At 71.0% G+C, this 25,189-nt stretch carries 23 protein-coding genes; 13 read left to right on the forward strand and 10 right to left on the reverse strand.

Annotated elements, in window-relative coordinates; translation table 11 throughout:
* The first annotated feature begins 92 nt into the window (after window positions 1-92).
* A complete protein-coding gene (locus WMF27_RS32205; RefSeq protein ID WP_437765038.1) occupies window positions 93-1,979 on the forward strand; it encodes an ATP-binding protein in 1,887 nt (628 codons plus the stop codon).
* Window positions 1,976-4,249, forward strand: coding sequence for an ATP-binding protein (locus WMF27_RS32210; RefSeq protein ID WP_437765037.1), 2,274 nt, complete (start codon window positions 1,976-1,978; stop codon window positions 4,247-4,249). Before WMF27_RS32205 ends, WMF27_RS32210 begins: the two co-directional genes overlap by 4 nt.
* Window positions 4,250-4,608: 359 nt before the next feature.
* Here WMF27_RS32210 and WMF27_RS32215 read toward each other — a convergent pair whose 3' ends face one another.
* The 3 genes from WMF27_RS32215 to WMF27_RS32225 form a co-directional block, all read right to left on the reverse strand.
* Window positions 4,609-5,646 carry an IS630 family transposase gene (locus WMF27_RS32215; protein WP_437765036.1) on the reverse strand — a complete coding sequence of 346 codons (1,038 nt, stop codon included), beginning with the start codon at window positions 5,644-5,646 and terminating at the stop codon, window positions 4,609-4,611.
* Window positions 5,647-5,808: 162 nt separating this feature from the next.
* Window positions 5,809-6,219, reverse strand: a complete 411-nt coding sequence (locus WMF27_RS32220) for a hypothetical protein (protein ID WP_437765035.1) — start codon at window positions 6,217-6,219, stop codon at window positions 5,809-5,811.
* Window positions 6,220-6,313: 94 nt separating this feature from the next.
* Entirely contained in the window at window positions 6,314-6,514 is a 201-nt protein-coding gene (locus WMF27_RS32225) for a hypothetical protein (RefSeq protein ID WP_437765034.1), read from the reverse strand.
* A 174-nt stretch (window positions 6,515-6,688) separates the two neighbouring features.
* On the opposite strand from WMF27_RS32225, the gene WMF27_RS32230 reads away from it, so the two are divergent.
* Entirely contained in the window at window positions 6,689-6,997 is a 309-nt protein-coding gene (locus tag WMF27_RS32230; protein ID WP_437765033.1) for a hypothetical protein, read from the forward strand.
* 66 nt (window positions 6,998-7,063) lie between these two features.
* On the opposite strand, the gene WMF27_RS32235 is transcribed toward WMF27_RS32230, so the two are convergent.
* Window positions 7,064-7,450: a hypothetical protein gene (locus WMF27_RS32235; RefSeq protein ID WP_437765032.1), complete on the reverse strand. Its 387-nt coding sequence runs from the start codon at window positions 7,448-7,450 to the stop codon at window positions 7,064-7,066.
* Window positions 7,451-7,577: 127 nt separating this feature from the next.
* Here WMF27_RS32235 and WMF27_RS32240 point away from each other — a divergent pair, with 127 nt between their 5' ends.
* On the forward strand, window positions 7,578-7,811 hold the full coding sequence (locus WMF27_RS32240) for a hypothetical protein (protein ID WP_437765031.1): 234 nt from the start codon (window positions 7,578-7,580) through the stop codon (window positions 7,809-7,811).
* Window positions 7,808-7,975 carry a hypothetical protein gene (locus WMF27_RS32245; RefSeq protein ID WP_437765030.1) on the forward strand — a complete coding sequence of 56 codons (168 nt, stop codon included), beginning with the start codon at window positions 7,808-7,810 and terminating at the stop codon, window positions 7,973-7,975. Before WMF27_RS32240 ends, WMF27_RS32245 begins: the two co-directional genes overlap by 4 nt.
* A 60-nt stretch (window positions 7,976-8,035) precedes the next feature.
* Here WMF27_RS32245 and WMF27_RS32250 read toward each other — a convergent pair whose 3' ends face one another.
* The 3 genes from WMF27_RS32250 to WMF27_RS32260 all read right to left on the reverse strand — a co-directional run bounded on the left by WMF27_RS32250 (window position 8,036) and on the right by WMF27_RS32260 (window position 12,765).
* On the reverse strand, window positions 8,036-9,133 hold the full coding sequence (locus WMF27_RS32250; RefSeq protein ID WP_437765029.1) for a hypothetical protein: 1,098 nt from the start codon (window positions 9,131-9,133) through the stop codon (window positions 8,036-8,038).
* 335 nt (window positions 9,134-9,468) lie between these two features.
* A complete protein-coding gene (locus WMF27_RS32255) occupies window positions 9,469-9,897 on the reverse strand; it encodes a hypothetical protein (RefSeq protein WP_437765028.1) in 429 nt (142 codons plus the stop codon).
* Between the two features lie 558 nt (window positions 9,898-10,455).
* Window positions 10,456-12,765 carry a DUF3160 domain-containing protein gene (locus WMF27_RS32260; RefSeq protein WP_437943234.1) on the reverse strand — a complete coding sequence of 770 codons (2,310 nt, stop codon included), beginning with the start codon at window positions 12,763-12,765 and terminating at the stop codon, window positions 10,456-10,458.
* 511 nt (window positions 12,766-13,276) lie between these two features.
* On the opposite strand from WMF27_RS32260, the gene WMF27_RS32265 reads away from it, so the two are divergent.
* The 7 genes from WMF27_RS32265 to WMF27_RS32295 all read left to right on the forward strand — a co-directional run bounded on the left by WMF27_RS32265 (window position 13,277) and on the right by WMF27_RS32295 (window position 21,434).
* A complete protein-coding gene (locus WMF27_RS32265) occupies window positions 13,277-13,903 on the forward strand; it encodes a glutathione S-transferase family protein (RefSeq protein ID WP_437765026.1) in 627 nt (208 codons plus the stop codon).
* A 172-nt stretch (window positions 13,904-14,075) separates the two neighbouring features.
* Window positions 14,076-16,172 (forward strand): ABC-F family ATP-binding cassette domain-containing protein, encoded by a 2,097-nt coding sequence (locus tag WMF27_RS32270; RefSeq protein WP_437765025.1) that lies wholly within the window; start codon window positions 14,076-14,078, stop codon window positions 16,170-16,172.
* Window positions 16,169-16,942, forward strand: a complete 774-nt coding sequence (locus tag WMF27_RS32275) for a glutaredoxin domain-containing protein (RefSeq protein ID WP_437765024.1) — start codon at window positions 16,169-16,171, stop codon at window positions 16,940-16,942. Before WMF27_RS32270 ends, WMF27_RS32275 begins: the two co-directional genes overlap by 4 nt.
* Window positions 16,943-17,106: 164 nt before the next feature.
* Window positions 17,107-18,300, forward strand: a complete 1,194-nt coding sequence (locus tag WMF27_RS32280; protein WP_437765023.1) for an AAA family ATPase — start codon at window positions 17,107-17,109, stop codon at window positions 18,298-18,300.
* Window positions 18,297-18,914 carry a DUF4276 family protein gene (locus WMF27_RS32285; RefSeq protein ID WP_437765022.1) on the forward strand — a complete coding sequence of 206 codons (618 nt, stop codon included), beginning with the start codon at window positions 18,297-18,299 and terminating at the stop codon, window positions 18,912-18,914. Before WMF27_RS32280 ends, WMF27_RS32285 begins: the two co-directional genes overlap by 4 nt.
* Window positions 18,915-19,218: 304 nt before the next feature.
* Window positions 19,219-19,695 (forward strand): hypothetical protein, encoded by a 477-nt coding sequence (locus WMF27_RS32290; protein ID WP_437765021.1) that lies wholly within the window; start codon window positions 19,219-19,221, stop codon window positions 19,693-19,695.
* On the forward strand, window positions 19,692-21,434 hold the full coding sequence (locus WMF27_RS32295) for a M23 family metallopeptidase (protein WP_437765020.1): 1,743 nt from the start codon (window positions 19,692-19,694) through the stop codon (window positions 21,432-21,434). The genes WMF27_RS32290 and WMF27_RS32295 overlap by 4 nt, the downstream gene beginning before the upstream one ends.
* On the opposite strand, the gene WMF27_RS32300 is transcribed toward WMF27_RS32295, so the two are convergent.
* The 3 genes from WMF27_RS32300 to WMF27_RS32310 all read right to left on the reverse strand — a co-directional run bounded on the left by WMF27_RS32300 (window position 21,415) and on the right by WMF27_RS32310 (window position 23,440).
* Window positions 21,415-22,020, reverse strand: a complete 606-nt coding sequence (locus WMF27_RS32300; protein ID WP_437765019.1) for a leucine-rich repeat domain-containing protein — start codon at window positions 22,018-22,020, stop codon at window positions 21,415-21,417. The genes WMF27_RS32295 and WMF27_RS32300 overlap by 20 nt on opposite strands.
* A 240-nt stretch (window positions 22,021-22,260) precedes the next feature.
* Window positions 22,261-22,731, reverse strand: a complete 471-nt coding sequence (locus tag WMF27_RS32305) for a ferritin-like domain-containing protein (protein WP_437324392.1) — start codon at window positions 22,729-22,731, stop codon at window positions 22,261-22,263.
* 490 nt (window positions 22,732-23,221) lie between these two features.
* On the reverse strand, window positions 23,222-23,440 hold the full coding sequence (locus tag WMF27_RS32310) for a hypothetical protein (RefSeq protein ID WP_437524272.1): 219 nt from the start codon (window positions 23,438-23,440) through the stop codon (window positions 23,222-23,224).
* A 395-nt stretch (window positions 23,441-23,835) separates the two neighbouring features.
* Between WMF27_RS32310 and WMF27_RS32315 the strand changes: the two genes are divergently transcribed.
* On the forward strand, window positions 23,836-25,179 hold the full coding sequence (locus tag WMF27_RS32315) for a DUF1552 domain-containing protein (RefSeq protein WP_437769982.1): 1,344 nt from the start codon (window positions 23,836-23,838) through the stop codon (window positions 25,177-25,179).
* Window positions 25,180-25,189: the final 10 nt, after the last annotated feature.

The raw sequence follows: 25,189 nt of genomic DNA on the forward strand, positions 1-25,189 counted from the left end.
CTCGGCGCTCACTCGGCGCGCATTCGCACGGTGGGTGCGCGCACTTCGCGCAGGGGCATGTCGAGGGCGGGCGTGAGGGGGAGCAGTCGAGCGTGCACGCGCACTACGGAGCGGGGGGTGACGGGGGCGGCGACCGACGCGCCGCGCCTTTGCCGGGCGACGCCGGGCTGTACTTTCTGGGGGCGCTGCACGAGCTCGTCGCCGTCGGCCTGCACCGCCCCGCGCTCGAGGCGCTGTGCGCGGGGCAGCGCGACCTCGCGGAGCCGCCCATCGACCGCGCCTACCTGCTCAAGATCCTCGACGAGGAGATCTGCCGGCAGTTCGGGCATCCGCTCCGGCCGCTCATCGAGCTCGTGCTCAACGCGGCCGACGCGGCCCGCGCGCCGCAGCCCGTCGTCGACGTCGCCGTCACCGACGGGCGCGTCGAGGTCAGCGACGCCGGCGCCGGCATGGGGCTCCGGGCAATCCTCTCACGGCTGCTCATCCCGTTCGCGACGGACAAGCGGCCAGGGATCGATCTCGGCCGGTTCGGGGTCGGGTTCTTTTCCGTGCTCGGGCTGGGGCTCTCGGATCCGGAGAGCTTCAGCTTGCACGTCACCACCGGCGACGGCGTCGAGGGATGGGCGATCCGCGTCGTGGCCTGGCCCAGCGCGGGCGACGCGGGCAGCGCGGCTGCGAGCACCTCGGAGGAGCTCGGGCAAGCCAGCGGCCGCGCGTCGCCCGAGCTCACCGCCGCCCTGATGTGCTCGGTGCGCCGGATCGCGCCGCTGCTCGGGACGCGCGTGCGCGTCACCTCGGCGCTGCTCGAGACGGCGACGGTCCGCGCGTACCTGCGCGACGCGCTCCACTTCTTCCCCGCGAGCCGCGCCCTCGTGCTGCTCGACGGCGCGGCCGTGAACGACGGCCGGCTGATCTCCGGCGGGCAGCTCATCCAGGAGCGGGTCGCGGTCGCGCCGCAGCCCCCCGGCGCGGCCGCGCTGGAGGCGCGGGCCCACCTCGAGGGGGAGCGCGGCGACGCGCTCCTCGCGCGGTTCCACGTCGGCGGGCGAGGGCTGCTCCCGAGCATCTCGGCGGCCACCTTCCACGCCGGGGTCAAGGTCGACGCCTGCCTCGCCCTCGCCGAGCTCGCGCTCATCGATTTCCCGGCCGCCGTGGAGCTGACCGAGGGGCGGGATGCGCTCAAGGTCGGGCCCGAGTTCACCGCGGTCGCGACGGCCTTCTACCGGCGCCTCATCGAGCTCGCCGCGGCGAGCGGCGAGGGCCGGCGCACGCGCGACAGGCTCGCCGAGATGGCCGCCCAGATCAGCGCGCTCATGCTGCAATCCGCGGGCTGGGACGAGGTCGCCCTCGATCTCGCGCGCGCCCTGCTCGGCCCCGGGCGCTGCATGGTGACCCCCGAGCGGCGCGAGGCGCTGCTCGGGTTCCTCGGGCCGAGCGTGGCCGAGCGGCTGTTCGTGCCGGAGAGCTTCTGGGCGGAGCGCGAGTGGCAGCCTCACCTGCCCGGCGAGCGCGAGCTGCTCGAGGACGAGCTCGAGATCGACGCGCCGGAGACGCTCTCGGCCCTGGCGCGGCGCCGCGGCGACCTCTCCGGGCTGCCGCTGCTCGTCGCGCGGGCGACGAGCCCGCACACGACGATGGTCACCCTCTGCCGGAGCCGGCTCCAGCCGGACCGCGGCGCGGGCGCGGCGGCGCGCCGGGCGCCGGGCGCGCCGCCGCTCCCCGACGCGCCGGGGCGGCGGCCGGCGGGGCCGCTGCCGTGCCTCGGCACGCGCCGGCTCCTGCTCATCCGCGACGACAGCGCGGCGGTGCGGCGCCCCTCGGGCTGGAGCGACTGGTACGCGCTGCGAGCCGCCTTCGACCGGGCCTCCGGGGTGCGCGAGGCCGATCTCGAGCGCGATCTCATCGTCGGCGAACCCGTGGACGGGGCGGCCTTCGCGGCGCCCCGGCCCGGCGAAAGGACGTCTGGAGGCGAGCCATGACCCAGATCTCGTACGGGCTTTTCTCGGAGCTCTTGCTCGTGCGGATCCACGGGCGCGCCGAGGCCTACTTGCAGGCGAGCAGCGCGGAGCGCCTCGCGCTCGTCGCCGCCTGCCGCGGCGAGGCGACGGTGCCCGACCTCGCGCAGCGCATCCTCTCCCGCACCATCTACGCGCAGGCGTCGTCGCGGATCGGCCCGCTCCGCGAGCTGCTCCAGAACGCGCTCGACGCGTCGCCGCCGGGCGCCCGCATCGACGTCCGCTCGTCCGAGGACGGGCGCGAGATCTCGGTCACCGATCAAGGCCGCGGCATGAGCCGGACCGAGCTCCTCGCCGACCTGCTCGTGCCCTTCCGGAGCGGCAAGGCGGGCGAGCCCGACGCGATCGGCGAGCACGGGATAGGCTTCTTCTCCGTGCTCGAGATCGCGCCGTGGATCGAGGTGGTCACGGCGACGCCCTCGGGCGGGCACCGGCTGCTCGTCGCGCCGCTCGGCGGGGGGCCGCCCTACGAGGACTTCTCGTGGACGCTCCTGTCCCTGCCCCGCCCCCCGCCCGCGCCGTACGCGGACGGCGGCCGCGCGGGCGCCGCTGCGCGCCGTGTCGACGAGCGCGCCTCCGAGCCGCCGCGCCGCCCGACGACGGGCACCTCGGTGAGGCTGTCGCTCTCGCAGTCGATCTCGCGGCCCGCGCTCGCCGCCGAGGTCACCGCGGCGGTGGGGCTGGTCGACGCGACCGTCGCGCGGATCTACGTGGACGGCGCGCTCGTCAACACGGCGCGCGGGCGCCTCCGCCGCGCCGCGGAGGTGCCGCTCCGGCTCCCGCCGTCGGGCGGGCTCTGCGGCGCGGTCGAGCTGTTCGTGGGCCGGGGCGACGGCATCGAGCCGCAGCTCACGATCACCCAGAAGGGGCTCACGGTGGCGACGCGGATCGATCCCTTCCCTGGCCCCGAGCTCGGGCTTCACCGCGAGCTGGCGCGGGCGATCACGGCGGCGGGCTTCGGCCTGGTCGCGGAGCTGCCGCTCGGCGTGCCGCTCAACAAGGGCCGCTCGGCGGTCGCGGCGACCGCGTCCGCGGCGGTCGAGGCGGCGCTCGTCGCGGCCTTCGAGCGGTTCGTCCTGCGCGACGCCCTGTACGACCGCGAGCTCCTGCGCGCGGTCGATCACCGCCTCTCCTCGGTCCTCGACCGGCTCCTCCACGCGGCGCTGCTCGGCGAGAGCATCATGATCGCGTCCGCGCAGGCGGTGGACGAGCTCGATCCGGTCGCGCGCACCCCCACGGTGGCGGCGCCCGAGCAGGTCATCCGCTTCGCGAGCGGGCTGCTCGACGCGCCCCTCTTCCGGTCGATCGTCGTCGACTCCGGCCAGCGGCCCTCGATGGCGGCGCTGTCCCCGCTCGGCCAGGTCCACTACCGGAGCGCGCCGCTGACGCTGCGCGAGCTGCTCCAGGCGCACCGGACCGGCGTGCTCCGCCCGCTGGAGGCCGCGCCGTCGCTGTCGTCGAGCCAGGTCCGCAGCACCGCCCGCTGGCCGCTCGGCGCCTCCGGTCCGGGGCCGGAGGCCGCCGTGGGGCGGGAGGCCGCCGGCGTGCGGCCCGGGGATCTCGTGTACCTCGCGCTCGACGAGCCGCTCGCGCAGGCGTTCTGGCGGCGCCTCGCGAGCGAGGGCGCGGCGTCGCAGCCCCTCCAGGCCGCCGCCGGGGCGCCTCCGCGGGCGCCGGGCGCCGCGCCGTGCCCGATGCCCCGCACCTCGCGCGAGGCGCTCCTCAAGACCGCGCTCGACGTGCCCGGCGTCCGCGCCGTGGCCGCGGCCATGACGATCATCGAGCGGCTCGACGCGGCGATCTCCGAGTCCGCGGACCTGCCGGCGTCGCCGATCTGGGTGCACCAGGATCTCTACGGCCCCGACGAGATGGCGCACACCGACGGGAGCGGGATCAGCGTGAACCTCGCGTCGGCCCGGGTGCGGGCGCTGCTCACCGCGGTGCTCCTGCGCGACGACGCGGTCGCCTTCACGGCGCTCGCGGATCTCCTGCTCCACGAGAAGACGCACGTCTCGCTGGCGAGCTACGTCCCGCGCCCGACGGCCGAGCACGGCACGAGCTTCTACCGCCGCAAGGACTGGATGCGCCGCCGCCTGCTCGCGGCGATCGCGAGCGGCGCGGTCGCCGACCCGATGCGCTGGCTCGCGGTGGCGCGGCGGGGGCTCGCGAGCGCGGCGCTGCCGGCGCCGTCGGAGCTCTCGCAGGCGTTCCTGGCGGCGGCCGCGGCCGCGTGAGGCGCGCCCGGAGCCGCCGGCGAGAGTTGAAACTCAAACCGGAGGCTGTCCGGAGCCGCCGGCGAGAGTTGAAACTCAAACCGGAGGCTGTCCGGAGCCGCCGGGCAGAGTTGAAACTCAAACCGGAGGCTGTCCGGAGCCGCCGGGCAGAGTTGAAACTCAAACCGGAGGCTGTCCGGAGCCGCCGGCGGGTAGTGCGGTCATTTGCCCAAATGACCGCACTACCCGGGTGGGTGGAGAGGAGCCGGCTCAGGACGAGGATACGAGCCCTGAGCCGGCGGTGCAAAGGAGGAGGGAGATGGCGGAGAGAAGCGGTGGGTGAGGCGGCCGCCAGCAGGCGGATGTTGGCATCCTGCACGCTAAATAGCCGATCCTGAATCGGCAACGGGCGAGCTGAGCACCGGCCGCAGGCTCGCGGTCGACCCCGGGTAGGGGGAGAGGGCCTGCGGGCAATGAACCACCTCCTTGACGAGTTCGTCGATGGTCGTGCACCGATGGTTGCGGGTGACGTTGTCGTGGAGTTGCTTCCAGACCCTTTCGATGCGGTTGTACTGGGGCGAGTACGGCGGCAGGAAGTGCAGCATGAGCTTGCCTTCCGTGGCCTCGACGAAGGCTCGGGTCTTCTTGCTCGTGTGGATGCCGAAGTTATCGACGATGACGTGCAGCCGCCGATAGCGCCGATAATGACGGAGCAGCGCGGCCAGCGCCGCGATGAACAAGTCGCTGCTCTTGCGAACGCCAAACGCCCACGTCAGCTTGCCCGAGCCGATCGTCAGCGCGCCAGCGACGTAGCGCTTCGGGTTGTTGCCGGGCGTGAGCACACGCTTCTGCCGGCCGCGCCGCATCCAGTCGAGCCCGAGCCGCGGGTTGAGGCCGACGTCCATCTCATCGGCGTAGAAGGCGATCTCGTCGCGGGGCAGGCTACGGATCAGTTTGCGGATCGCTCCGATCTTGCGGCGCTCGCGCGACTTCGGCCACGGGCAGCGCACAAACGGACGGGGGCGCTTGCGCCGCGCTCCCAGCACGCGCAACAGCCGACCGATGTGGCCGACGCGCAGGCGCAGCCCGGTGTCGCGTTGGAGCTGGAGCGCGAGCAGTTCGCGTGTCCACGTCGGCCGCGCCCAGCCGAAGTCCCGCGGGCACGTGTCGAGCAATTGCTCCAGTCGCTGCCGGTGCGCCGCACAGACCTTCCGCTGACCATTGTGCGCGCGATGGTCGCGCAGGCCCGAAAGGCCTTCGGCGAGGAAGCGCGAGCGGACCCGGCTGTTCGTCGAGCGAGCGACCTGGAGTTGCTCCGCGATCGATGCCGGCGTCGCTCCAGCATCCAACCTCAGCAGAATCAGGCAGCGGATTCGGTAGGCTCCATCCCGCACTTTTCGGGCTCGCTGCTGGAGCACCCGCTTGTGACGGGAACGAAGCCGAAGAACATTATCCCCATCGGCCTCTCCTCCTCGTGGTGGGTTCGTTCACCGCGCCCACGAGCGTACGGAGAGGCCGACCTGCAAGCTTTACGTTCAAGTACTTGGAATTGCTGGTGTTCCCGAATCAGGATCGGCTATTTAGGTGCAGTCGAAAGCGCCGAAATCCTTATGTGGGAAGACGAGCGAGGCCTCGCCGTTGCTCCCGAACTTCACGGAGCACAGGCGCAGCACGTCGCGGCCGATCAGGCAGATCCGCGGCAGTCCACCGACGACGACGGGGCGCTCGCGCTGTCTCACGCGGAAGAGGCTGCCCCATATGCCCTCGTAGTCGAACTGCAGATATACCTCGAGGTCCTTCTCCCCGCTCTTGCCACGAATGTGCTGCATGATGGATTCATCGACAACGGAGCGCTCCTGCGTTGGGTCCACGACCCCATTGCCTATCACCTGCGCGCCCGCTCCGGATTTGCAAGAACTGACGTTGGTCTGGATGACGAGTGCAGCGGGAACGAAGTGCATCGTGTCGTCGGTCAGGCGGGTCAGGTTCACGGGGCGATTATAGGACGGCAGCTGCCGCGTCGAACAGCGAAAGCGCCGGGCGTGGGCCGGATCCATGACGAAGCGCGGCCCACGCCCGGGCGGGCTACTGGTCGAGGAGCCGCTCGACGACGGGCGCGAGTAGCTCGGCCGCAGGGCGGGCCACCTTCAGCGCGAGCAAGAGGACGGCGCGCCAGTCGATGGGGCGACCTTCGGCGCGGGCGGTGCGGATGAGCTGGACGAACTCGATGGCGGGCGGGAGGCAGCGGGTGACGGCGATGAGGACGAGGAGGAGGCTGATGTTCATGACCGGTGTCTTGGGCGGGGGCGCGGTTTACTCGTCGCAGGCGCACATGGGCGTCCGCGCAGAGGCGGGGCGACGGCGCTGGACCTCCCCGCACCCAGATCAGGCTGCCGGTGGGGATCTCAGTGATTCGCGGGTCGCATCTGGCGACCCGGCAGCGCGATCGGCGGTGCGCGCGTGACCGACCGTCGCAGGACGATCGACGACGTACTGGCCGCCCGCGAGGCGGAGCTCCGCGCGGTGCCGCGGCTCGCCGTGGGCGACGAGGTCGAGCGCGACCACGTGCTGACCAGCGAGCCTGTGCCCGGTGAGGTTGTCGTTGTGGGAGACGACCCGGCGGTCGGCGGCGGTTGGGTGGCCGTTGTCCGGTTCTGGCTCGAAGACCGCGGCCGGCTCAGCTGGGAGGTCGTCCAGCCAACGACATGCTGGACGGGCGGAAGGAGCCGAAGGAGAGGCGGCGAGAGAAAGGAAGCGGCCGGTGGGTGAGGCGGACGTCGCAGAACAGAGGAGGGACGTCGATGGGTGAGGGGCGTGCCGCTGGCGGCGATGCCGCTACGGCACTTGGCGGCACGCGTGCATGCCCGCTGGTCCGTCCAGCGTCAGCCGCTTCACGTAGCGCCCCGGGTATCCGGTGGCAGTGAACTCGATCTCGACCTCGCGACCATCTTCTCGAACCGCGTCAATCCGGTCGAGGTGGACGGCGATATGTTCCGGGTCCGCTGCCAGACCGCGGCGAAGCGCATCGACGGCGCTCGCCGCTGTTGCGCGCTCGGACTCCGACAGCGAGAGGATCTGCATCTCCATGTGCTGGGCCAGCGCGTCTGGCCCGCGGACCATGTCGAACGTCGGGGTGATGTCACCGTTGACGAGCTTGACGTCCTCGAGGACGTACTTCTCACGACCTGGAAGGGTGAGGGGGAAGCCGGGAAGGTTGACCATGGCGGCCGACGGTAGCACCGAGGGCCACGCCGGGCCGCCGCTCACAGCGGGAACCAGACCGGGGGAGCGGTCGTCGACCGCCCCATCCTGGCGTTGCATCGCCTTAAATTGGCGCCACGCTCCGGCTATGGCGAAGCAGACCATCAGGCCGCCGCCCCGGCGGGCGCTCCACCCGCAGGTGCTGTTGGAGAGGGTCGCCCTCGGTCTCGCGCCGGAGAGCGAGTTGCTCGCGGAGCTCGAGCGGCGCACCGATGAGGTTCACCAACGGCGCGAGACTCTCGTGGCGAAGGTCCGCGACGGCGCGCCGCTCACCCAGGAAGAGCGTGGGCTCGTCCTGGCGTCGCTCGAGGTGTACGCGTGACGCCCTACATCTATAGGGTCCTCAACGAGGTGCGCATCGCGGCGGCAGAGCAGCCAGAGGACCCGCTTGCGGTGGCGCTCGCCCAGCACGATGCGGCGGCGCACGTAGCGACGAAGCAGGCCCACCTCTGGGCCACCATGGGCCAGAGCCGCGAAGGGGGGTAGTGCGGTCATTTGCCCAAATGACCGCGGCCAGTGGGCAAATGACCGCACCCGATCACGCGCTCAGTCCTCGGTGGTGGGCGGCTTGCCGAGGTCGAACAGGTCGAGCTGGACCGGACGTCGCGGCGGGTCGGGCGGCGGAGGTGGCGCAGCCTGGACCGGGGATGCCGGAGGCGGGGGCTCGGAACGGCGGGACGAACGCTTCAGCGCGGGCGTCGGCTCGGTCACGAGGCGCAGGAACCCGCGACCACCCGGAAGCGGCCTCGCAGGCGCGGAGGGCTCGCGATGAGCGAGCGGTTGCGCCTCGGGCGCGGCCGTCTCACCCTCGGCCAGGAGCGTCTCCAGGAGCTCGTCCAGGCTCCACACGTGGTCGGTGATGCCGGCCTGCATCGCGGCGGTGACCCTGAGCGTCTTCACGACGTGACAGAGGTTGTAGTAGGCGTACACCAGGGCGACCGACGCGCGGTGGTGCTCGATGCGCTTGGAGAAGGCCAGGCACAGGCGCCGCATGCGCCCGTTCTGGTGCCTCGTGGTGCCGTTCAACCTCTCCACGTACGCCGTCGACGCCTTCTTCGCGTCCGGCGCCCCATAGATCGTCGTCTTGGTGATGAACGGGTCGCGAGGCGGTTCGTAGCGGTGATCGTCGTCCTTGCGACCCTTCCGCCGGTAGTTCTTCACCACCTGGGCGTAGTCGACCGAGCCCGCGAGCGCGAACGACGAGCCGACCGCGGCGACGTAAGGCGCCCACCCGTCGCTGTAGAGCTGCGGGACGGTCACCAGCCGAGCCCGCAGGTCGGCGATGAAGGCGGCGGTGTTCGCCTCGTCCCGCTTCCCCACGCGGTAGGCGATCACAAGCTTCGACGCGCTCGCCATGCCGACGAACACGTACGCCTCCCCGACCTCGGGCGAGTCGCCCGGCTGCACGCGCGCCTGCTTCTTCTGCACGTAGCTCCAGATCTCATCGACCTGGACCGCGCGGCAGTCGACGTCGCGCACCAGCCGGTTGTGGAGCCGCTCGCAGCCTTCGCCGACGCGGAGCAGCAGCGACAGGATCGCCGGCTGGCTCACGCCGGTGAGCCGCGACGTGGGCCGGATGCCCGCCCCTTCGACGAGATGCGACACGACCTCGACGCGCTTCGCCATCGGCAGCACGTGTGCCATGCAGGGCCTTGCCTCTCCCCAGACGTGGCCTCATGCTGCGCCTTGCGACGTGCGCTGGACGGGCCACCGTCCGGTGTTCCGCAGCCCTGTCTCCGGGGACCAGCCGGGGGCAGGGCGCTTTGCTAAGTACCCTGCAAGATAGCAACGAAACGCCTATGTTTCCCAGCGTTTCTGCGTCGCTAGGATACTGATTGTCACGCCAGGCAGACACGTTTACAGCCTGTTTGACGGCTCTTTCGCGTCGTCGGTCGCGAGCGTCAGCGGGCAGCACGGCGCGCGTGATGGGGCCGCGGAGCGGGAACGGGCGGGGCGTGAGGTGAGCTTCTCGGGTCGCCTTACGTCTTGTCGTCCCACCCAGTCACAACGCCGTTGTCGAGTGTGACCCTGAGCGCGTACCGGTTGATGCCCGTCTGGCCGTACTTGTAGACGTGCTTCGTCTTGGTCTTGAGAACCTTCTCGTCGATGTCCTCCGGCGGGCCTTTCGAATGCATCAGCATTTCCGCGGTCATGCCGACCCACAGCTCGCCACGGTAGATGCGTGCAGCCAAGTCAGGGCCAAAGCGCCCACAGAGCTGGTTCCACCGCTGCTGCTCAAAAGCGGCGTGTTCCGCTGCGCGACGGGCTGCTCCCGCAGCCGCAGCTTCTTGCGCAGCGCGCCGGGTCGCTTCCGCCGCCCGCAGCACAGCGCGCCGCTTCATCCTGTCGTACACTATGAGGGCAATTGTGAAGACCACGAAGCCGATGACGACGTCCATGAAGCCCATCGGCCCATGACGATATCGTCGGGCGCCCCGACGAGCAATCCGGAGCCCGTGCCATCTACAGGGCGCCGCATCGCCAGCCGAGGATGTGGTTGGCATCGCGCTGCCGATCGACCCAGCGGCGCACCTTACGCACATCGACCGGCTAAAGGTGGACAGGTGGGATATGGAGAACGAGCGGGCGCTTCGGGTGTGGCTCACGCACCGGATCGACCGTCAAGGCGACCCGGGGCCCATTGCTCAAAATTGAGCACTACCTGTCCGGAACCTCCGGGGTGAATCGAAATCGGCGGGCGCCGACCAGGCATCTGCGAGCCCTTGAACGCTGTCCGGACTCTATCGATACCCCTCCTCCTGTGCAGCGCCGCTCGTCCAGCATGGCGGCAAGACCGCGCCGGCGGCGGAGCGCGCCGTCGAAGCGCTCTCCCGGCGCATGTCCAGCGCGCTCGGCGGCGCTGCTCAGCAAACCGTGATCCCACAGACACACGGGCGCGTTGGCCGGCACAGCACGGCACAGACCTCAGGGGCTCGATCCTGCGGGCGCGAGCCCTGAACGCGAGGTCAGCGGGAGACGAGGGCCTTCATCCAGGCGACGTCGTCAGGCGTCGCCTGGTGGAGCTCGCCGGCCCACGCCTCGTCGGTCATGCGCTGGAAGTCCCCGGTGATCTTCTCGAAGTACGAGGAGGCGAGCCCCACGAAGGCACGCGGCGTGCCGCAGGGATCGGCGGTGACGACCATGAGCCGCGGCAGGCCGGTGCCCACGTGCAGCACGCGCCCGACCGGCGCCCCGCCCGCATCGGTCGGCTGCGTGTGCACGTCGGCGATCGTCGGGTCCTGGATCACGGTCTGGGACATGTCGAAGAAGAGCTCGGCGTACCAGCCATCCGCCCCCACGTCCGAGCCGCAGCCGCTCTGGATCCGGACGGCCTGGTTGATGAAATCGAGGTGCTCCGCCGTGAGGGGCACCCCGGCGCGCTCGTTCTCGGCCATCTCGCCGAGCGTCCGCGCGACGCGCTGCAGGAGCGCGAAGTACGCCGGCACCCGCTGCTCCAGCAGCGACGACGACGGCGCGTCCGGCAGCGATGGCCCGCCCGACAGATCGAGCGTCTCGACCACGCGGGCGCCCTGCTCGGCCAGATCGGCGATGCGCGCGAAGAACGCCGGGTACGGGTCGACGTAGGCGTCCGGGAACTCGCACGTGGCGCCGCCCGTGTACGACTGCTTGGCGTAGAGCAGCGTGTCGTGCCGGAGCTCGGCCCACGAGGCGAGCTGGGTGTTCAGGAGGCGCCGGCCCCACGCCTCGGTCTTCGCCACCGCCGGCAGCCCCGCGTTGTCGGCGAGCGCCTTCGACGGCGACAGCTCCCGCAGCGCGCCGAGCCAGTGATTGTAGAGGTTCTTGCTCCAGAAGTCGCCGGGGTGCGCGTCGACGAGCACGCGCATCATGTGCAGGTCCGGCGCGTAGGGGAACTGCCCGAGCTCGGGCGCGAGCAACAGGCCCGCCTGATCGTTGCCGAGCGCGGCGAAGCCCACGTCGAGCGGGCTCGGCATCATGCGCTTGACGGTGCCGCCCTTCACCCGGTCGTAGACCACGTTCGAGAAGACGTGCGAGTCGACGACGTACCGCTGGCCGAGCAGCGCGAAGCTCGACGAGAGGGGCATCGTGCCCTTGCCGAGGCCGTTGATCATGATGTGGCTCGAGATCCGCTGCGTCCCGTGGCCCTTCTTCACCACGACGTCGATGATCTGCTCGTCCGAGAGCCCGGCGAGGCCGGCGGCGCCGTCGAGGCCGAGGTCCGCGAGCAGGACGTCGAGCTCGGGCAGCGTCATATAGTCGCTCTCGCCGACGAACGTCTGGACCGTGTCGTCGATGCGCGTGTACCGGGCGAGGGTGTTCTCGTCGGCGAGGGCGCGCAGCACATAGGCGCCCTCGAGCTGCCGCCTCTGCAGGACCTGCGTGCCGTCCTGCTGGGTCTCGAGGAAGCGGAAGTCGACGCGGCCGAGCCACATCATGCTGCGGAAGTAGCGCTGGAGCACCGGCGAGTCGGTGTAGTGGCCGCGGGGCTCGAACTGCGAGAAGTCCATGATCCGCTCGGAGCCGAAGAGGCGCACCTCGCCCGCGCCCTGGTGGGCCTTGGCGCCCGCGACGAGCTCGTCGATCTTCGCGGCGTCGGCGCCCGCCACGGGCGCGACGGGCGCGTCGTTCAGCAGCGAGAGCGCCACGGCCGTGAAGAGGTCGGCGTCGGCGCGCGCCTCGGCGCCGAGCTCACCGCCGGCCCCTGCGGCGAGCTGCGCGCGCATCTCCTCGAGCATCGCCCCTAGCTCGGGCGCGAGCGCGGCGAGCTCCACGCCCTTCAGGATCGCGTCGTACGAGCGGTGGACCGCGTACAGGATGGAGTCGGCGGAGACGTAGAGCGGCAGGTCGAGCGCGTAGATGCTCGCGTAGCCGTAAGCGAAGGTCGGAAAGGTCTTCTTCTCCGAGATGACGAAGCCGTTCGCGGAGAGCTTCGCGAGCTCGTCCTGGTCGAGGGCGAGCGAGGTGCCCTGGACGACCGAGAGGCCCTCGGCGTCCGCAGGCGCGTAGGGCAGGCCCGAGGCGAAGGGGACAGCGTACCTCGAGGCGAAGTCCTCCGCGGTCATGTTCGCCGAGGACTCCTGCTCGTCGAGCAGCGCGCTGAGCTCCGCCTGCTGCTCGGGCCCGAGCGGCCCCGGCGGCTGCTCCGACTGCGTACCGCCGGTCTGCGTGCCGCCGGTCTGCGTGCCGCCGGTCTGCGTGCCGCCGGTGTCGGGCTGCTGGTTGCTCTCGCCGGAGCAGCCGCCGGCGAGGGCGAGGAGGATCGGAACGACGTGAAAGTGAAGAAGCATTTTGCGCATCGTGTTTTCCTTCCAGAGCGCGCCTCCAGTGCAGTGCGCGGGGCGCGGCGCCCCCGCTGCGGGCAAGGACGGTGCCGCGGGAGCGAGGCGCGCTCCCCTCTTCGCCCGCAACAGGAAAGATCTGCTCCAGTGCAGCAGGATACGACACCATCGCGATGGATGCGCCGCTGAGGAGAACTGACGTGATGTCACCGCGCCGGGATCAGGTCCGGTCGTTCGAGGTCTGTGCTTCGCGCGGAGAGGGCGTGGTGAAACCGTGAAGACGGCCGGAGAGAAGAAGCGCTCGTGTTGTCCTGACGACTGTCCTCTTCGCGCTTCACGCCCATCGATGCCTGAGCGACCCCCCTCGCTCACCCGCGCTCCCCGCCCGATTCTGTCGATTTCTTGCTTCCCATGACAAAGTGGGAACATCGCTGTTTCGACAGGGCCCCGAGGAAACGTGGCGGTCCCATGCACGATGAGCGTGACGGCGGCGAATCGGATCCACTAGAAGGGGCGCCGGAGGCGAACCATGACCATCACGTTCTATTACTCCCCCCAATCGAGCGCTGGGCGCATCCGCCTGACGCTCGCCGAGCTCGGTGTCCCCCACGAGGCCGTCCGGGTCGATCTGCGCGCCGGCGACCAGAAGAAGCCGGAGTTCCTCGCCCTCAACCCCAATGGCCAGGTGCCGACCCTCGTGATCGACGGCACCCCGATGTTCGAGTCGGCGGCGATCCAGATCGCCCTCGGCGAGCGCTACGGCGTCGAGAAGGGCCTGTGGCCGGCCCCCGGCTCGCCCGAGCAGCTGATGGCCCTCACGTGGCTCGTCTGGGGCCAGGTCAACCTGACCAGCGCCCTGTTCCGCTACATCAAGAACACGAGCGACTGGTTCCCCAAGGAGCAGCAGGACGCGAAGCAGGCCGAGGCGGCGATGACCGAGGCGCGCGGCCTGCTCCGCATCCTCGACGGCCGCCTCGACGGCCGCCCGTACGTCACCGGCGAGCGCTGTACCCTGGTGGATCTCGACCTCGCGTCCGTGCTCGGCTGGGGCCTCCAGGCGGCCAAGATCGACATCTCCGAGCTGAAGAACCTGAAGGGATGGCTCGGCCGCATCATGGAGCGCCCGGCCGTGAAGGCGCTCATGGCCGAGGGCTGAGCCCGAGCGCCTCGCCTGCCCGGGCGGGCGAGGCGCGCCCCCACCTCTTCATCGCCTGCGCGGCGAGCGCCCACGGTCATCCACGCTGTCCACGCGATGTGGGCCGCGCGGCGTGGGCCCCGCGCCCCGAGCGCCCTTGCGCGCGCCGGACACATGCTAGAACTCGGCCGCAATGACGGTCCTCCAGGTCGCCGACCTCAGCTTCGGTTACGGCGCGGACAGGCTCTTCCAGGGCATCACCTTCTCCCTGGAGCAAGGCCAGCGCGCCGCGCTCGTGGCCCCGAACGGCGCGGGCAAATCGACGCTGCTCCGCCTCGTCACCCGCGAGCTCACCCCCGATACGGGCTCGGTCGTGATCCGCAAGGGGATCCGGTTCGCGTACTTCCGGCAGTCGCACGAGCTCGCGGCCCAGGGCACGGTGCTCGACGCCTTCCTCTCCGGGTTCTCGGAGGTGCTCGAGCTGCGCCACGCCCTCACGGCGGCGCAGCACGCGGCCGCCAGCGGCAGCGAGGCCGATCTCGCCCGCCTCAGCGATCTCACCGACCGCTACCACATCGCCGGCGGCGACGACCTCGAGCGCCGCGTGGAGATCATCGCGGCCCACCTCGGGTTCTCGCCCGCCGACATGGATCGCCCCGTCTCGAGCCTGTCCGGCGGCGAGCGCGGGCGCCTGCAGCTCGGCGTGGTGCTCGCCATCGAGCCCGACCTCTTGCTGCTCGACGAGCCCACGAACCACCTCGACATCGAGACCATCACCTGGCTCGAGAAGCACCTCGCGGGCCTCGGCGGCGCGCTCCTCTGCGTCTCGCACGACCGCGCGTTCCTCGACGCCGTCTGCCCGCACACGTTCGAGCTCGGGCAGCGCAGCTTCCGCGCCTACCCGCTCAAGTACAGCGACTACGCCGTCGCCCGCGAGGAGGACCTCGCCCGGGAGCGGGAGCTCGCCGAGCGGCAGGAGGCGTTCGTCGCCAAGACCGAGGACTTCATCCGGCGCAACATCGCCGGCCAGAAGACGAAGCAGGCGCAGAGCCGGCGCAAGATGCTCGAGAAGCTCGAGACGATCGACCGGCCCGAGGACGTGTGGGCGACCGCCGAGCGGGTCCGGTTCCGGTTCGCGCCCGCGCCGCGCAGCGGGGACATCGTGCTCGACGCGCGCGGCCTCGGCGCCTCGCGCGGCGGGCGCACGCTCTTCTCCGGCGTGGACCTCCTCCTGCGGCGCGGCGACCGCGTCGGCATCGTGGGGCCCAACGGGACCGGCAAATCGACGCTGCTCAAGCTGCTCGCCGGCGCGGGCGCGCCCGAAGACGCGGGCGACGTGCGGCGCGGGACGAACCTCTGCCAGGGCTACTTCGACCAGCACCTCGGCTCGCTCGACCCGTCGAGGACCGCGGTCGAGGAGATCCGCAGCGTGCGGGCCGACATGAACGTCGACGCGACACGCCAGTACCTGTCGCGCTTCCGGTTCTACGGGGACGACGCGCTCCGGAAGGTGCAGGGCTTCTCCGGCGGCGAGCGGAGCCGGCTCGCGCTCGGCAAGCTGCTCCTCGAGCCGCGCAACCTGCTCTTCCTCGACGAGCCGACGAACCACCTCGACATCCCCGCCGCCGAGATCCTCGAGGAGGCGCTCGCGGGCTTCGAGGGCACGGTGCTGCTCGTCTCGCACGACCGCAGGTTCCTGGAGGCGGTGACGACGCGCGTCGTCGCGGTGCGCGAGGGGCGCGTGGACATCTACCCCGGCGGCTTCCGCGACTACCGCGACAACCTCGAGAAGCTCGCGGCCGAGGCGGAGGCGGCGGAGCGCGCCCGCGAGGAGGGCGAGAGGGCGAAGGGCGCGCGCGGAGCGCGGAAGACGGCGAGCGCGCCGCCGCCGCGCGAGGAGCCGCGGGCGGAGGCGGCGGACCGGGGCGCGAAGGCGCCTGGCCGCGCGGTGCGGCGGAGCGGCGCGACGATGCCGCCGCCGGCCGACGCGGGCGCGGGCGACGCGGCGGCGCGCCGGCGGGCGTTCGAGAGCGACAAGGCGACGGCGCGGGCGGCGGAGCGCAAGCGCAAGCGGGTCAAGGAGCTGGAGGCGGAGATCGCGGCGGGTGAGGCGAAGCTCGCGGAGATGCGCGACGCGCTGAAGCAGGACCCGGGCGGCGACTGGGCGAAGCTCGCGGCGGCGGCGCGCGAGGAGCAGGCGCTCGCGAAGCGCGTCGACGCGGCGATGGCGGAGTGGATGGCGCTCAGCGAGGAGCTCGGGGCCTCGGCGACGGCGGGAGGCGAGGCGTGAAGCGGGAAGCGGGGGGGGCGCGGGGCGCGCGGGGGGCTCGCGTCGCGGGGGTGCTGCTCGCGCTCGCCGCGGCGGCGCTCGGCCCGGCGTGCAAGGAGAAGCGCGACGACGGCACCACGCCCGCGCAGGCCGTCGCCGAGCTGCCGCCGCTCGAGCTCCGCGACGACACGGCGAACCTGATGCTGACGTGGATCGACGAGAAGGGCGACACGCACGTCGAGCTGCATCCGGCCGACGTGCCGGCCGAGGGACGCGCGCTCGTGCGCGCCATGCTCTCGGACCGGACGGAGGGGACGCGGGACGCGTTCTACGTCGCGGATCTGACGCAGAAGCGGCCGGACGGCACGTATGCGGTCCGGACGATGCCGCGGAGGGAATGGGAGTCGCTGCTGGAGAAGCGGCGCGCCGAGCACCTCGCGAAGACGGCGCCGCCGCCCGCGGCGCCGGGCCCCGGCGGCTCGGCGGGCGCCGGCGCGCCGGGCGCGCCGAGCCACCTCGCGGGGGTCACGGTGATCATCTACGGCGCCTCGTGGTGCAAGCCGTGCCACCAGGCCGCGGACTACCTGCGCTCGAAGGGGATCGCCGCGGTAGTGAAGGACATCGAGGAGGACGCGGGCGCGGCCGCGGAGATGCAGGACAAGCTCGCGAAGAGCCACCAGCGCGGGGGCAGCATCCCGATCATCGACGTGCGGGGGCAGATCCTCGTGGGGTTCAGCCCGGGGGCGATCGACCAGGCGCTCGCGCGGGCGGCGGGCGGGACGACGCTCTGAGGGGGCGGTCGGCCGGCAGAGAGGGTCCAGCGCTGGCCGAACTCCAGGGGGCGGTGTTACAACGCGCTCGAACACGCCGGCCGCTTCGATGATGGCACCGGCGGCAGCTCCTGTCCCGCAGACCAGCACGCCCGGCACAGCGAATTCACAGAAAGGATCGTACCGTGGGTATCCAGAAGCTGAGTATCGCTGGATTCCGCTCATTGCGTGACGTGACGTGGCAGCCTGGTCGACTGAACGTCATCATCGGCCCCAATGGCTCTGGCAAGTCAAACTTGCTTCGTGCGCTCGCACTGCTCCAGAGAAGCGCACTGGGCGAGTTGCCTCAGGAGGTGCTGCGGTGGGGTGGCATCGCTCCTCTCCTCTGGGATGGTGCGGCGCAGGAGATCTCCTGGACGATGAAGACGGACCCGCTCGGCGAAGGACGAGACCGCGTCAAGGAGGCGCTGACGTACGAGCTGCGCCTCCGGAGGCTCGGTGGGACGAGCGCGTACAGGATCGAGCACGAGCAGCTGGCGAACTATCATCTCAAGGAGATTGGCCAGAAAGCTGAACCAAAGAAATTCCTTGAAAGGCGTCCTGGCCACGCTGTGATGTTCGATTCTCGGGAGCGCAAGCTGGCCGCGCACGAGGGAAGCGTACCAGACGACCAGACGCTGCTGTCGCTCTTGGCAGGACCGTTTGGGAACGCGCAGGTGCTGGGGTTCCGCGACGTGTTATCGGGCTGGTCGATCTATCATGACGTGCACGTCGATCAGCAGGCGTCGCTCAGGCAGGCCGCCGTGGCGAGGATGGACCGCCGTATCGCCGCGGACGGGCAGAACCTCATCCCGGTGCTCCACACGCTCTACACGGGGAGTCGCGACTTCAAGAGGGTGGTCGATGAAGCGATGCGGGCGGCGTTCAGCCAGGATTACGAGGAGCTCGTCTTCCCGCCGGCGGCGGACCAGCGCGTACAGCTCCGTGTCCGGTGGAGGTCTCTGCGAACAGAGCAGTCGGCCGCAGATCTGTCGGACGGCACGGTCCGCTTTCTCCTTCTGCTCGCCATCCTCGCAAGCCCCAGTCCCGCCGATCTCATCGCGATCGACGAGCCGGAGGTGGGCCTCCACCCGAGCATGCTGCCCATCGTGGCAGAGCTCGCCGCCGACGCGGCCGAGCGCTCCCAGGTCGTCTTGACCACGCACTCTGACCAGCTCCTAGACGCCTTCGGCGGGGAGCCTCCAGTGACCACGGTGGCGCTCTGGCAGGACGGCGAGACACGTCTGTCGATCATCGATGGGGATGAGCTCCGCCGGTGGCTCGATCAATATACGCTTGGCGCTCTGTTCCGCTCGAGAGAGCTCGAGGGGATGGTATGAAGATCGTCCTCTTCGTCGAGGGCCGCACCGAGAAGGCATTACCCGAGTTCCTGAAGCGGTGGCTCGACCCACGGGTCCCGCAACCCATCGGCATCAAGACTGTTCGCTTCGAGGGCTGGCCTGATTTCTATGACGAGATCGCCAAGAAGGTGGAGCTGAACTTGACCGGCAAAGTGGGCGCGGGTGTCGTGGGAGCGGTCGGCCTGCTCGATCTGTACGGCCCGACCATCTACCCTGCGGACAGGACCACGGCGCTCGAGCGATACGCGTGGTTTAAAAAGGACATCGAGAGCAAGGTGCGGAATCCGAGGTACCGCCAGCATTTTGCGGTGCACGAGACGGAGGCATGGCTGCTGTCCAATCCCTCGATTCTTCCGGCGGAGGTGCGCGGCGCGCTCCCGGGCAAGTGCGCGCAGCCGGAGGCCGTCAACTTCGACATGCCGCCAGCGAAACTCCTTGATCGCCTCTATCGCGAGAAGCTGAAGAGGGGATACAAAAAGGTGATCGACGGCACCAACCTGTTCCGGGCGCTCGATCCCGGCGTCGCTTACGCCAAGTGCCCGCACCTCAAGCTCCTTCTGGACGACATGCTGACGATGGCGAGCGGCGGCTGAACGGGGGGACGCCGAGCCGAAGCCCCCTCGGACAGCTCTCCCACGGCGCCATCACGCAAAGCATCAAGGCGTCCCGGTCACATCCTGGCGACATCTTGCGCGCCCCCCACCGCCTCTTGGGCAGACCTGCCGATTTTCGACTAGAATAGAGGGTCCCCTTCCGCGAGGCCTCATGCGCGGCGCGCCCACTGCTGTTGTTATCCTCCTCTCTGTCGCGGTCGCCGCGTGCGACCAGGCCGCGCCTCCCGCCGAGACGCCGCCCGATCCTGCGGCCGCCCAGCCGCTGTCCGCGGCGGCAACCCCGGTGATCTCCGCCGTCACCTGGCCCCCTTCCGCCTCGGTCGACCGGAGCGCGCTCGCGGCGCTGCCGGAGACCGCGGCCCACGCCGCCAGGGCCTCGCGGGTCCCGGTGCTCGTGCCGTCGCGGCGCGAGCTCCTCGCGGCGCCGGTCCTCGTCGCCAGGGAGCACTGGACCTCGTTCTGGGCAAAGACGGACGCGATCACCGTCTCGCTCACGATGACCCGCCTATCGCGCAAGTATCCAAGCATTCCACCGTTCCGGGGGGCCCGCGCCGTGCGCGGCACGCCAGCGTTCGTCACGGCGAACGAGGGTATCTGGAGCGCGTCGTGGACCGAGAACGGCGTCTCGTACGCGCTCGACGTCGAGTGCGCCTCCCCGGAGGCGCCGGCCTGCGCATCGGACGCGCTCCTCCTCGAGCTCGCCTCGGAGCTCGTCTATGTGGGCGGCGACGAGCCCAGGGCCGCGGGACACATGCCATGATCTCGCCGCTCCGCCCGCTCCGCCCGCTCCGCCCGCTCCGCCCGCTCCGCCCGCCGCGCCCCCGCCCCGCCGCGCTGGCCTCGCTGTTCGCGACAGCCGCGCTCGCGCTCGCGCTCCCGCCGCGCGCCGCCGCGGCCGATCCGTTCTCGTACCGTCCGGCCGGCGAGCTCCTCTCAGGCTCGGGAGAGGGGCGCGCCGACGACGTCGTGTATGCGCCCTCCATGCGCTTTCCGCTCGAGGAGGGCCCGGCGTTCGCCAACTCCCAGGTCTACGGCAAAGGCGGGAGCGCGGGCCCGGCCGGTGGACAGTGCGATACGGACAACTACGCCTACCCGTGGCACGACAACTACTGCGAGTCGCGCTCGTGGGAGATGCCTCTCTGCCCCTCCGGCACAGGGCACCAGGGGCAGGACATCCGGCCGGCGACGTGCGAGGCGGGGAGACACTGGGTCGTCGCGGTGGTGGATGGCACCATCACGAGCGTCGGCGGCTACTCTGTCTACCTGACCGGCGAGGACGGGACTCGCTACGACTACCTGCACATGTCGAATGTCCAGGTCTCGCCCGGCCAGGACGTGTCGCGGGGAGAGCGCATCGGGCGGGTGTCCAACGTCTACGGGAGCACGCCGACGACCATTCACCTGCACTTCAACGTGCGGCAGTCCGTGAGCGGCGTCGGCGTGGTCTACGTGCCGCCCTACACATCGCTCGTCGCCTCGTACGAGGCGCTGCTCAACGAGCCCCCCGAGGGCGCCCTCGAGGCCGCCGGCTGCAGCGGTATCGCGGGGTGGACCCGCGACCCGGACGCGGAGAGCGCGCCGGGCGACGCGCGGCTCTACTTCGACGTGCCCGCGACCGAGGAGGGCGCGGAGGGCTACAGCTTCCCCGCGGACCTGCGCCGCGACGACCTCTGCGAGCCGCTCGGCTCGTGCGCGCACGGCTTCGAGGCGCCGATGCCGCTCAGCCTGCTCGGGGGCGACCACGCGGTCCACGCCTACGGGGTCGACGGCTCGAGCGGCGAGGAGGTGGAGCTCGAGGGGAGCCCGAGGGCCCTCGAGTGCCCGCTCGATCTGCCCTCCGGCGTGAGGCGGCCGCTCGGCGGCGACGGCGCGCTGGACGCCTGGGGGTTCTCGCGGTTCTGGGACATCGCCATCGCGCCGGACGCGGCGCTCCAGGCGCTGCCGGAGGGCGACGCGTTCCCCTCGTCGCCGCTGCTCGTGCGCGGCGACGACGGCGCGGCCTCCCTCTGGCTGATCGACGGCGCGGAGCGGCGGGCCGTGCCGGATGCCGATGCGGCGGCCGCGTGGCACCTCGATCCGGGCGAGGCCGTCGTGTGGCCGGCAGCGAGGCTCGCCGCGTTGCCGCTCGGGCCGGCGCTGCGGCCGCGCCCGTTCCTGGTGCAGGGCTCCGGGCCGGTGCCCCACGTCATCGACGCGCCGCCGCTGCCAGGCGAAGGCGGCAGCGCGGGCGCCGGCGGGGCTGGCGAGGCCGGCTCCGGGGGCGCTCCAGCCACCGGAGACGCGGAGGAGGGCGCGCCCGGCGCGAACGTCGGCGTTCACGGGCAGCTGCGCTGCGAGTGCGGCGCAGCCGGCGCGGGCGCCGCGGGCTCCGCTGGGGCGGGCTGGCAGCTCGGGCTCCTCGCGATGGCGGCGCTCGGCGCGGCCCGCGCGCGGCAGCGCTCCGCGCGGCACGCCGGCGGCGGCGCGAGGGCCGGCCGCCTCAGCCTTCGTGGATCTTGATCCCGGGGATCGACCGGAGCGGGCTCGCGTCCTCGACCCGCGAGCCCTCGAGGTAGACGTTCTTCAGGCTCTTGAGCTCGCGGAGCGGCGACACGTCGCTCACCCGCGTCCGCTTCATCTGGAGCATCTCGAGCTTCTTCAGGCCGGCGAGCGGGCCCACGTCGGTCACCTCGGTCTCATCGAGCTGGAGCTCGGTGAGGCTGGTGAGGCCGGCGAGCGGCGAGAGGTCGGCGACGGGCGTGCGGCCGATGTCGAGCCGGTCGAGCTTGACCAGGCCGGAGAGCGGCGAGAGGTCCTTGACCAGGGTCGCCGAGACGCGCAGCGACTCCAGCCGGAGCAGGCCCTTGATCGGGCGGAGGTCGTCGATCTTGCCCGGCGGCAGGTAGAGCCCTTTGACACCCGTGAGCTCGGGGAAGAGGCACGGATCGAGCTCGTCGAGCCCCTGGGCGTCCGACAGGTTCATGGTCTTGATGTTCTTGAGCTCGGCGCGCTTGATCGGCCCCTCGGGCTTCTGGAGCTGCTGCCGCACCCTGGCCTCGAGCGCCGGATGAGAGAAGGTCACCGGATCGCTCTTGGTGCACACCACCTCTTGCTTCTTCGGCGGCGCGCTGGCCGTGGCTGCGGGGCTCGCGGCGGGAGACGCGTCGGCCGGTTTCGCAGCAGAAGGCGCGGCCGAGGCCGCTCCCGTAACGGGCTTCGGGGGCTCGTCGCAGCCGAGGAGGAGAAGGGCGACGCCAAGGGATGCAAGGACGAGAGGGCGAATCATCGCCGCGATGATACACGAGACGACGGAAGAAAGCCGCGTCTTCCAAAGGGCGCTCGCGCGCTACAGCGGCAGCAGCAAAAGCCCTTGTCGCGAGTCGAGCTGCTCGGAGAACCAGTCCCGGTGGCGCCGCTCCACCGCGAGCGAGTGCCGGAGGACGTCGCGCGCGCGCTCGGAGAGGCCTTCGCGGAACGATATCATCCGCTCGTAAGCAGCGCAGCTGTCCTCCTCGTAATGCCTCATCGCCTCGAGGATCGCGCGATCTCCGACCATCCCGTTCGTCAGCGCCTTGCTCTTCAGCTTGGGTCGGACGGCGCTCTCCACCGGCGGCTCGCCGAGCTCGTGGGCCAGGGCGGCGAGCACCTCGAGGTGACGCTCGTGATCGTGAAGGAAGCTCGCGAGCCGGCTCTTGTCACCTGGTCGGCTCATCCGCGAGAGCGCTGCTGCGAGCGCGTCCACCGTGGACCAGTTGAGCTCGATCAGTTCGGTCAAGGACCCGATGAACGCGGCTTCGCCGCCGATCACGGACGCCATGGAATATCGCTCCTCTCCTCGCGGAAGCGGACCGCCCGCGTGAAGACGGAGGTGGGCGGGTGCTTCTCCAGGCGTTCGATGCTCGCAAGCCCGGTGCCGGAGCCCGCCTGTGCAGCCGCTATCCATCGCTGCGCGCGCGTCGTCCAGGAAACCCGCGGTTCTCCACGCTTGTCGACCGCCGCCGCGCCCGAGACGGCCCGCTAGAGGGCCCGCGCTCGCGGGGATGCGAAGACTCAACCCAGATCGGGGCCGCGGTCGCGGCGCCGGGTCGCGCGCGCGCCGGACCAGGACGGAGCCGTGACGTGCCGGGGCGCCATCGGCGCATGCTCACGCCGCGCCAGGCAGCGAAGCGCGAGCACGTCCTGGACATGAGCGCATCTCCACCCGGAGCGCGCGAAGCGCGGAGGCGGCGTCGTCCAGGTCAGGATCAAGAGAGGAGAGATGGACTTCGGTCGAGAGCGCTCCGGCGGCGCGCTCGGCGGAGATGCCGCTACTTCTTGCCGAAAAGGCCGCCGAGCGAGCCCGCGAGGCTGCCGACGTCGAGGTTGGCGATGGCGGGGGCCGCCGCGCCGAGCGCGGTGTCGACGTGGGCGGCGAGCGGCGCGGGGAGCTTCTCTTTCAGGAAGCCGACCACCGTCTCCACGGCCACGCGGGCCTTGTCTTCCGAGATGCCAACCTTCTCTGCGACCTGTCGTACGAGCTCGTCCATGGCCTCGACGCTCATCCTTTCTGCGCGAGCCGCGCATCCGGGGCGAGCATCCACGCGCCGATCGACGCCGGCAAGGGAATTCGGCGCCGCGCGCTGCGCGCTCGACGACGTGGCCCCTCGCACGCCCCTCGCACCAGCGCGGCGGCATGTGCCCTCGTGGTGAGCCGCATCGTGGTGGGCCCCGCACGACAATCCCCCTGGTCATTTCGTAAAAGGTGTTGTTGAATCAGGGGATCTCGGCTTGGCCGATGCGGGTGAGGGGGGAGAACCATGTCTGGGTCCGCAAGTCACGAACCTGCGCTCCTCGTCGAGCTCACCCAGACGGACGGTCTCCTCCACATGGCTGCCTGAAAGGAGCGAAGGGTATGTCGAGATTCCGCTTGAGCCGGCGTGCCATGCTGCGAGGCGCCGGCGCCATCGCCGTCGCGCTCCCGTGGCTGGAGATCATGGGACCCGAGCGCCCGGCGCGCGCGCAACCCGCCCCCGCCAGGCGCTTCCTCGCCGTCTACACGCCCGGCGGGACCTTGATCGACCGCTGGCGTCCGACCGGCACCGAGGCGAGCTTCACGCTGGGCCCCATCCTGGCGCCGCTCGCGCCGGTGCAGGACCGGCTGCTCGTCGTCGACGGCCTCGACATGAAGAGCGCGCGCGGGGAGCAGCACCAGAGCGGGATCATCGCCTGGCTCACCGGCACGGATCAGATGACCACCTCGACCGGCTACGCGAGGGGGCCGTCCATCGATCAGGTGATCGCCTCCCGGATCTCCGCCGGTCAGAAGGCGAAGGCGAGCCTCCAGCTCGCGGTGCGCTGGGCGACGGGCAAGTCCCACGGCCTGATGTCGCCGATGAACATCGCCAATTTCGAGGACACCGCGCCGTACAACCCCATCCCGCCGCGCCTCGATCCGGTGGAGATCTTCACCGATCTCTTCGGCACGCTGGACCCCGGAGCCAGCAACGACGCCGCCCTCCGCCTCGCGCGGAAGCGATCGATCCTCGACTTCGTCGACCGGCGCTACGCCGCCGTCTCCGCGAGGCTCGGCGCGGCCGACAAGCAGAAGCTCGACCAGCACCTGACGAAGATCCGCGAGATCGAGCAGAGCCTCGCCAGCACGCCGGCTGCGACGAGCGCTTGCCGGGCCCCGACGAGGGTCGACACGTCCGACTACAACCCGAGCGCGGGGCTCGACGCGGACGACGCCGGCGTCATCGTGGACAGCTCGACCGACGCGGCGATCCCCAAGGTGGGCAAGCTGATGACGGACATGCTGGTGATGGCGCTCGCCTGCGACATCACCGCGGTCGGCACCCTGCAGTGGAGCGACACCGAGGCGAAGCACACGTTGCCGTGGCTGAACCTGACCGAGCACCACCATTTCTACCAGGAAATGGGCGGCTTCAGGCCGGCCGAGTGCGAGCTCATCTACACCTGGTACTCGGAGCAGCACCTCTATCTCTTGCAGGAGATGGCGAAGGTCGACATGGGCGGGCACTCGCTGCTCGACGAGAGCGTCGTCTTCTTCGGCTCCGAGATCTCGGATCCGCCGACCCACAGGAAGACGGACATGCCGTTCCTGCTGGCCGGCGGCGGCGGGGGCCTGCGCACCGGGCGCTGGGTCCGGTACCCGAATCTCCCGCACAACGACCTGCTCGTCTCGATCTTGAACCTGTTCGGCGACCCCCGGACCACGTTCGGCTTGCGTGAGTACTGCACCGGGCCGCTCACGAACCTCACGTAGGGCCGGAGGT

The organism is Sorangium sp. So ce281, from assembly GCF_051527395.1.
GTDB classification, from domain to species: Bacteria; Myxococcota_A; Polyangia; order Polyangiales; family Polyangiaceae; genus Sorangium; species Sorangium cellulosum_B.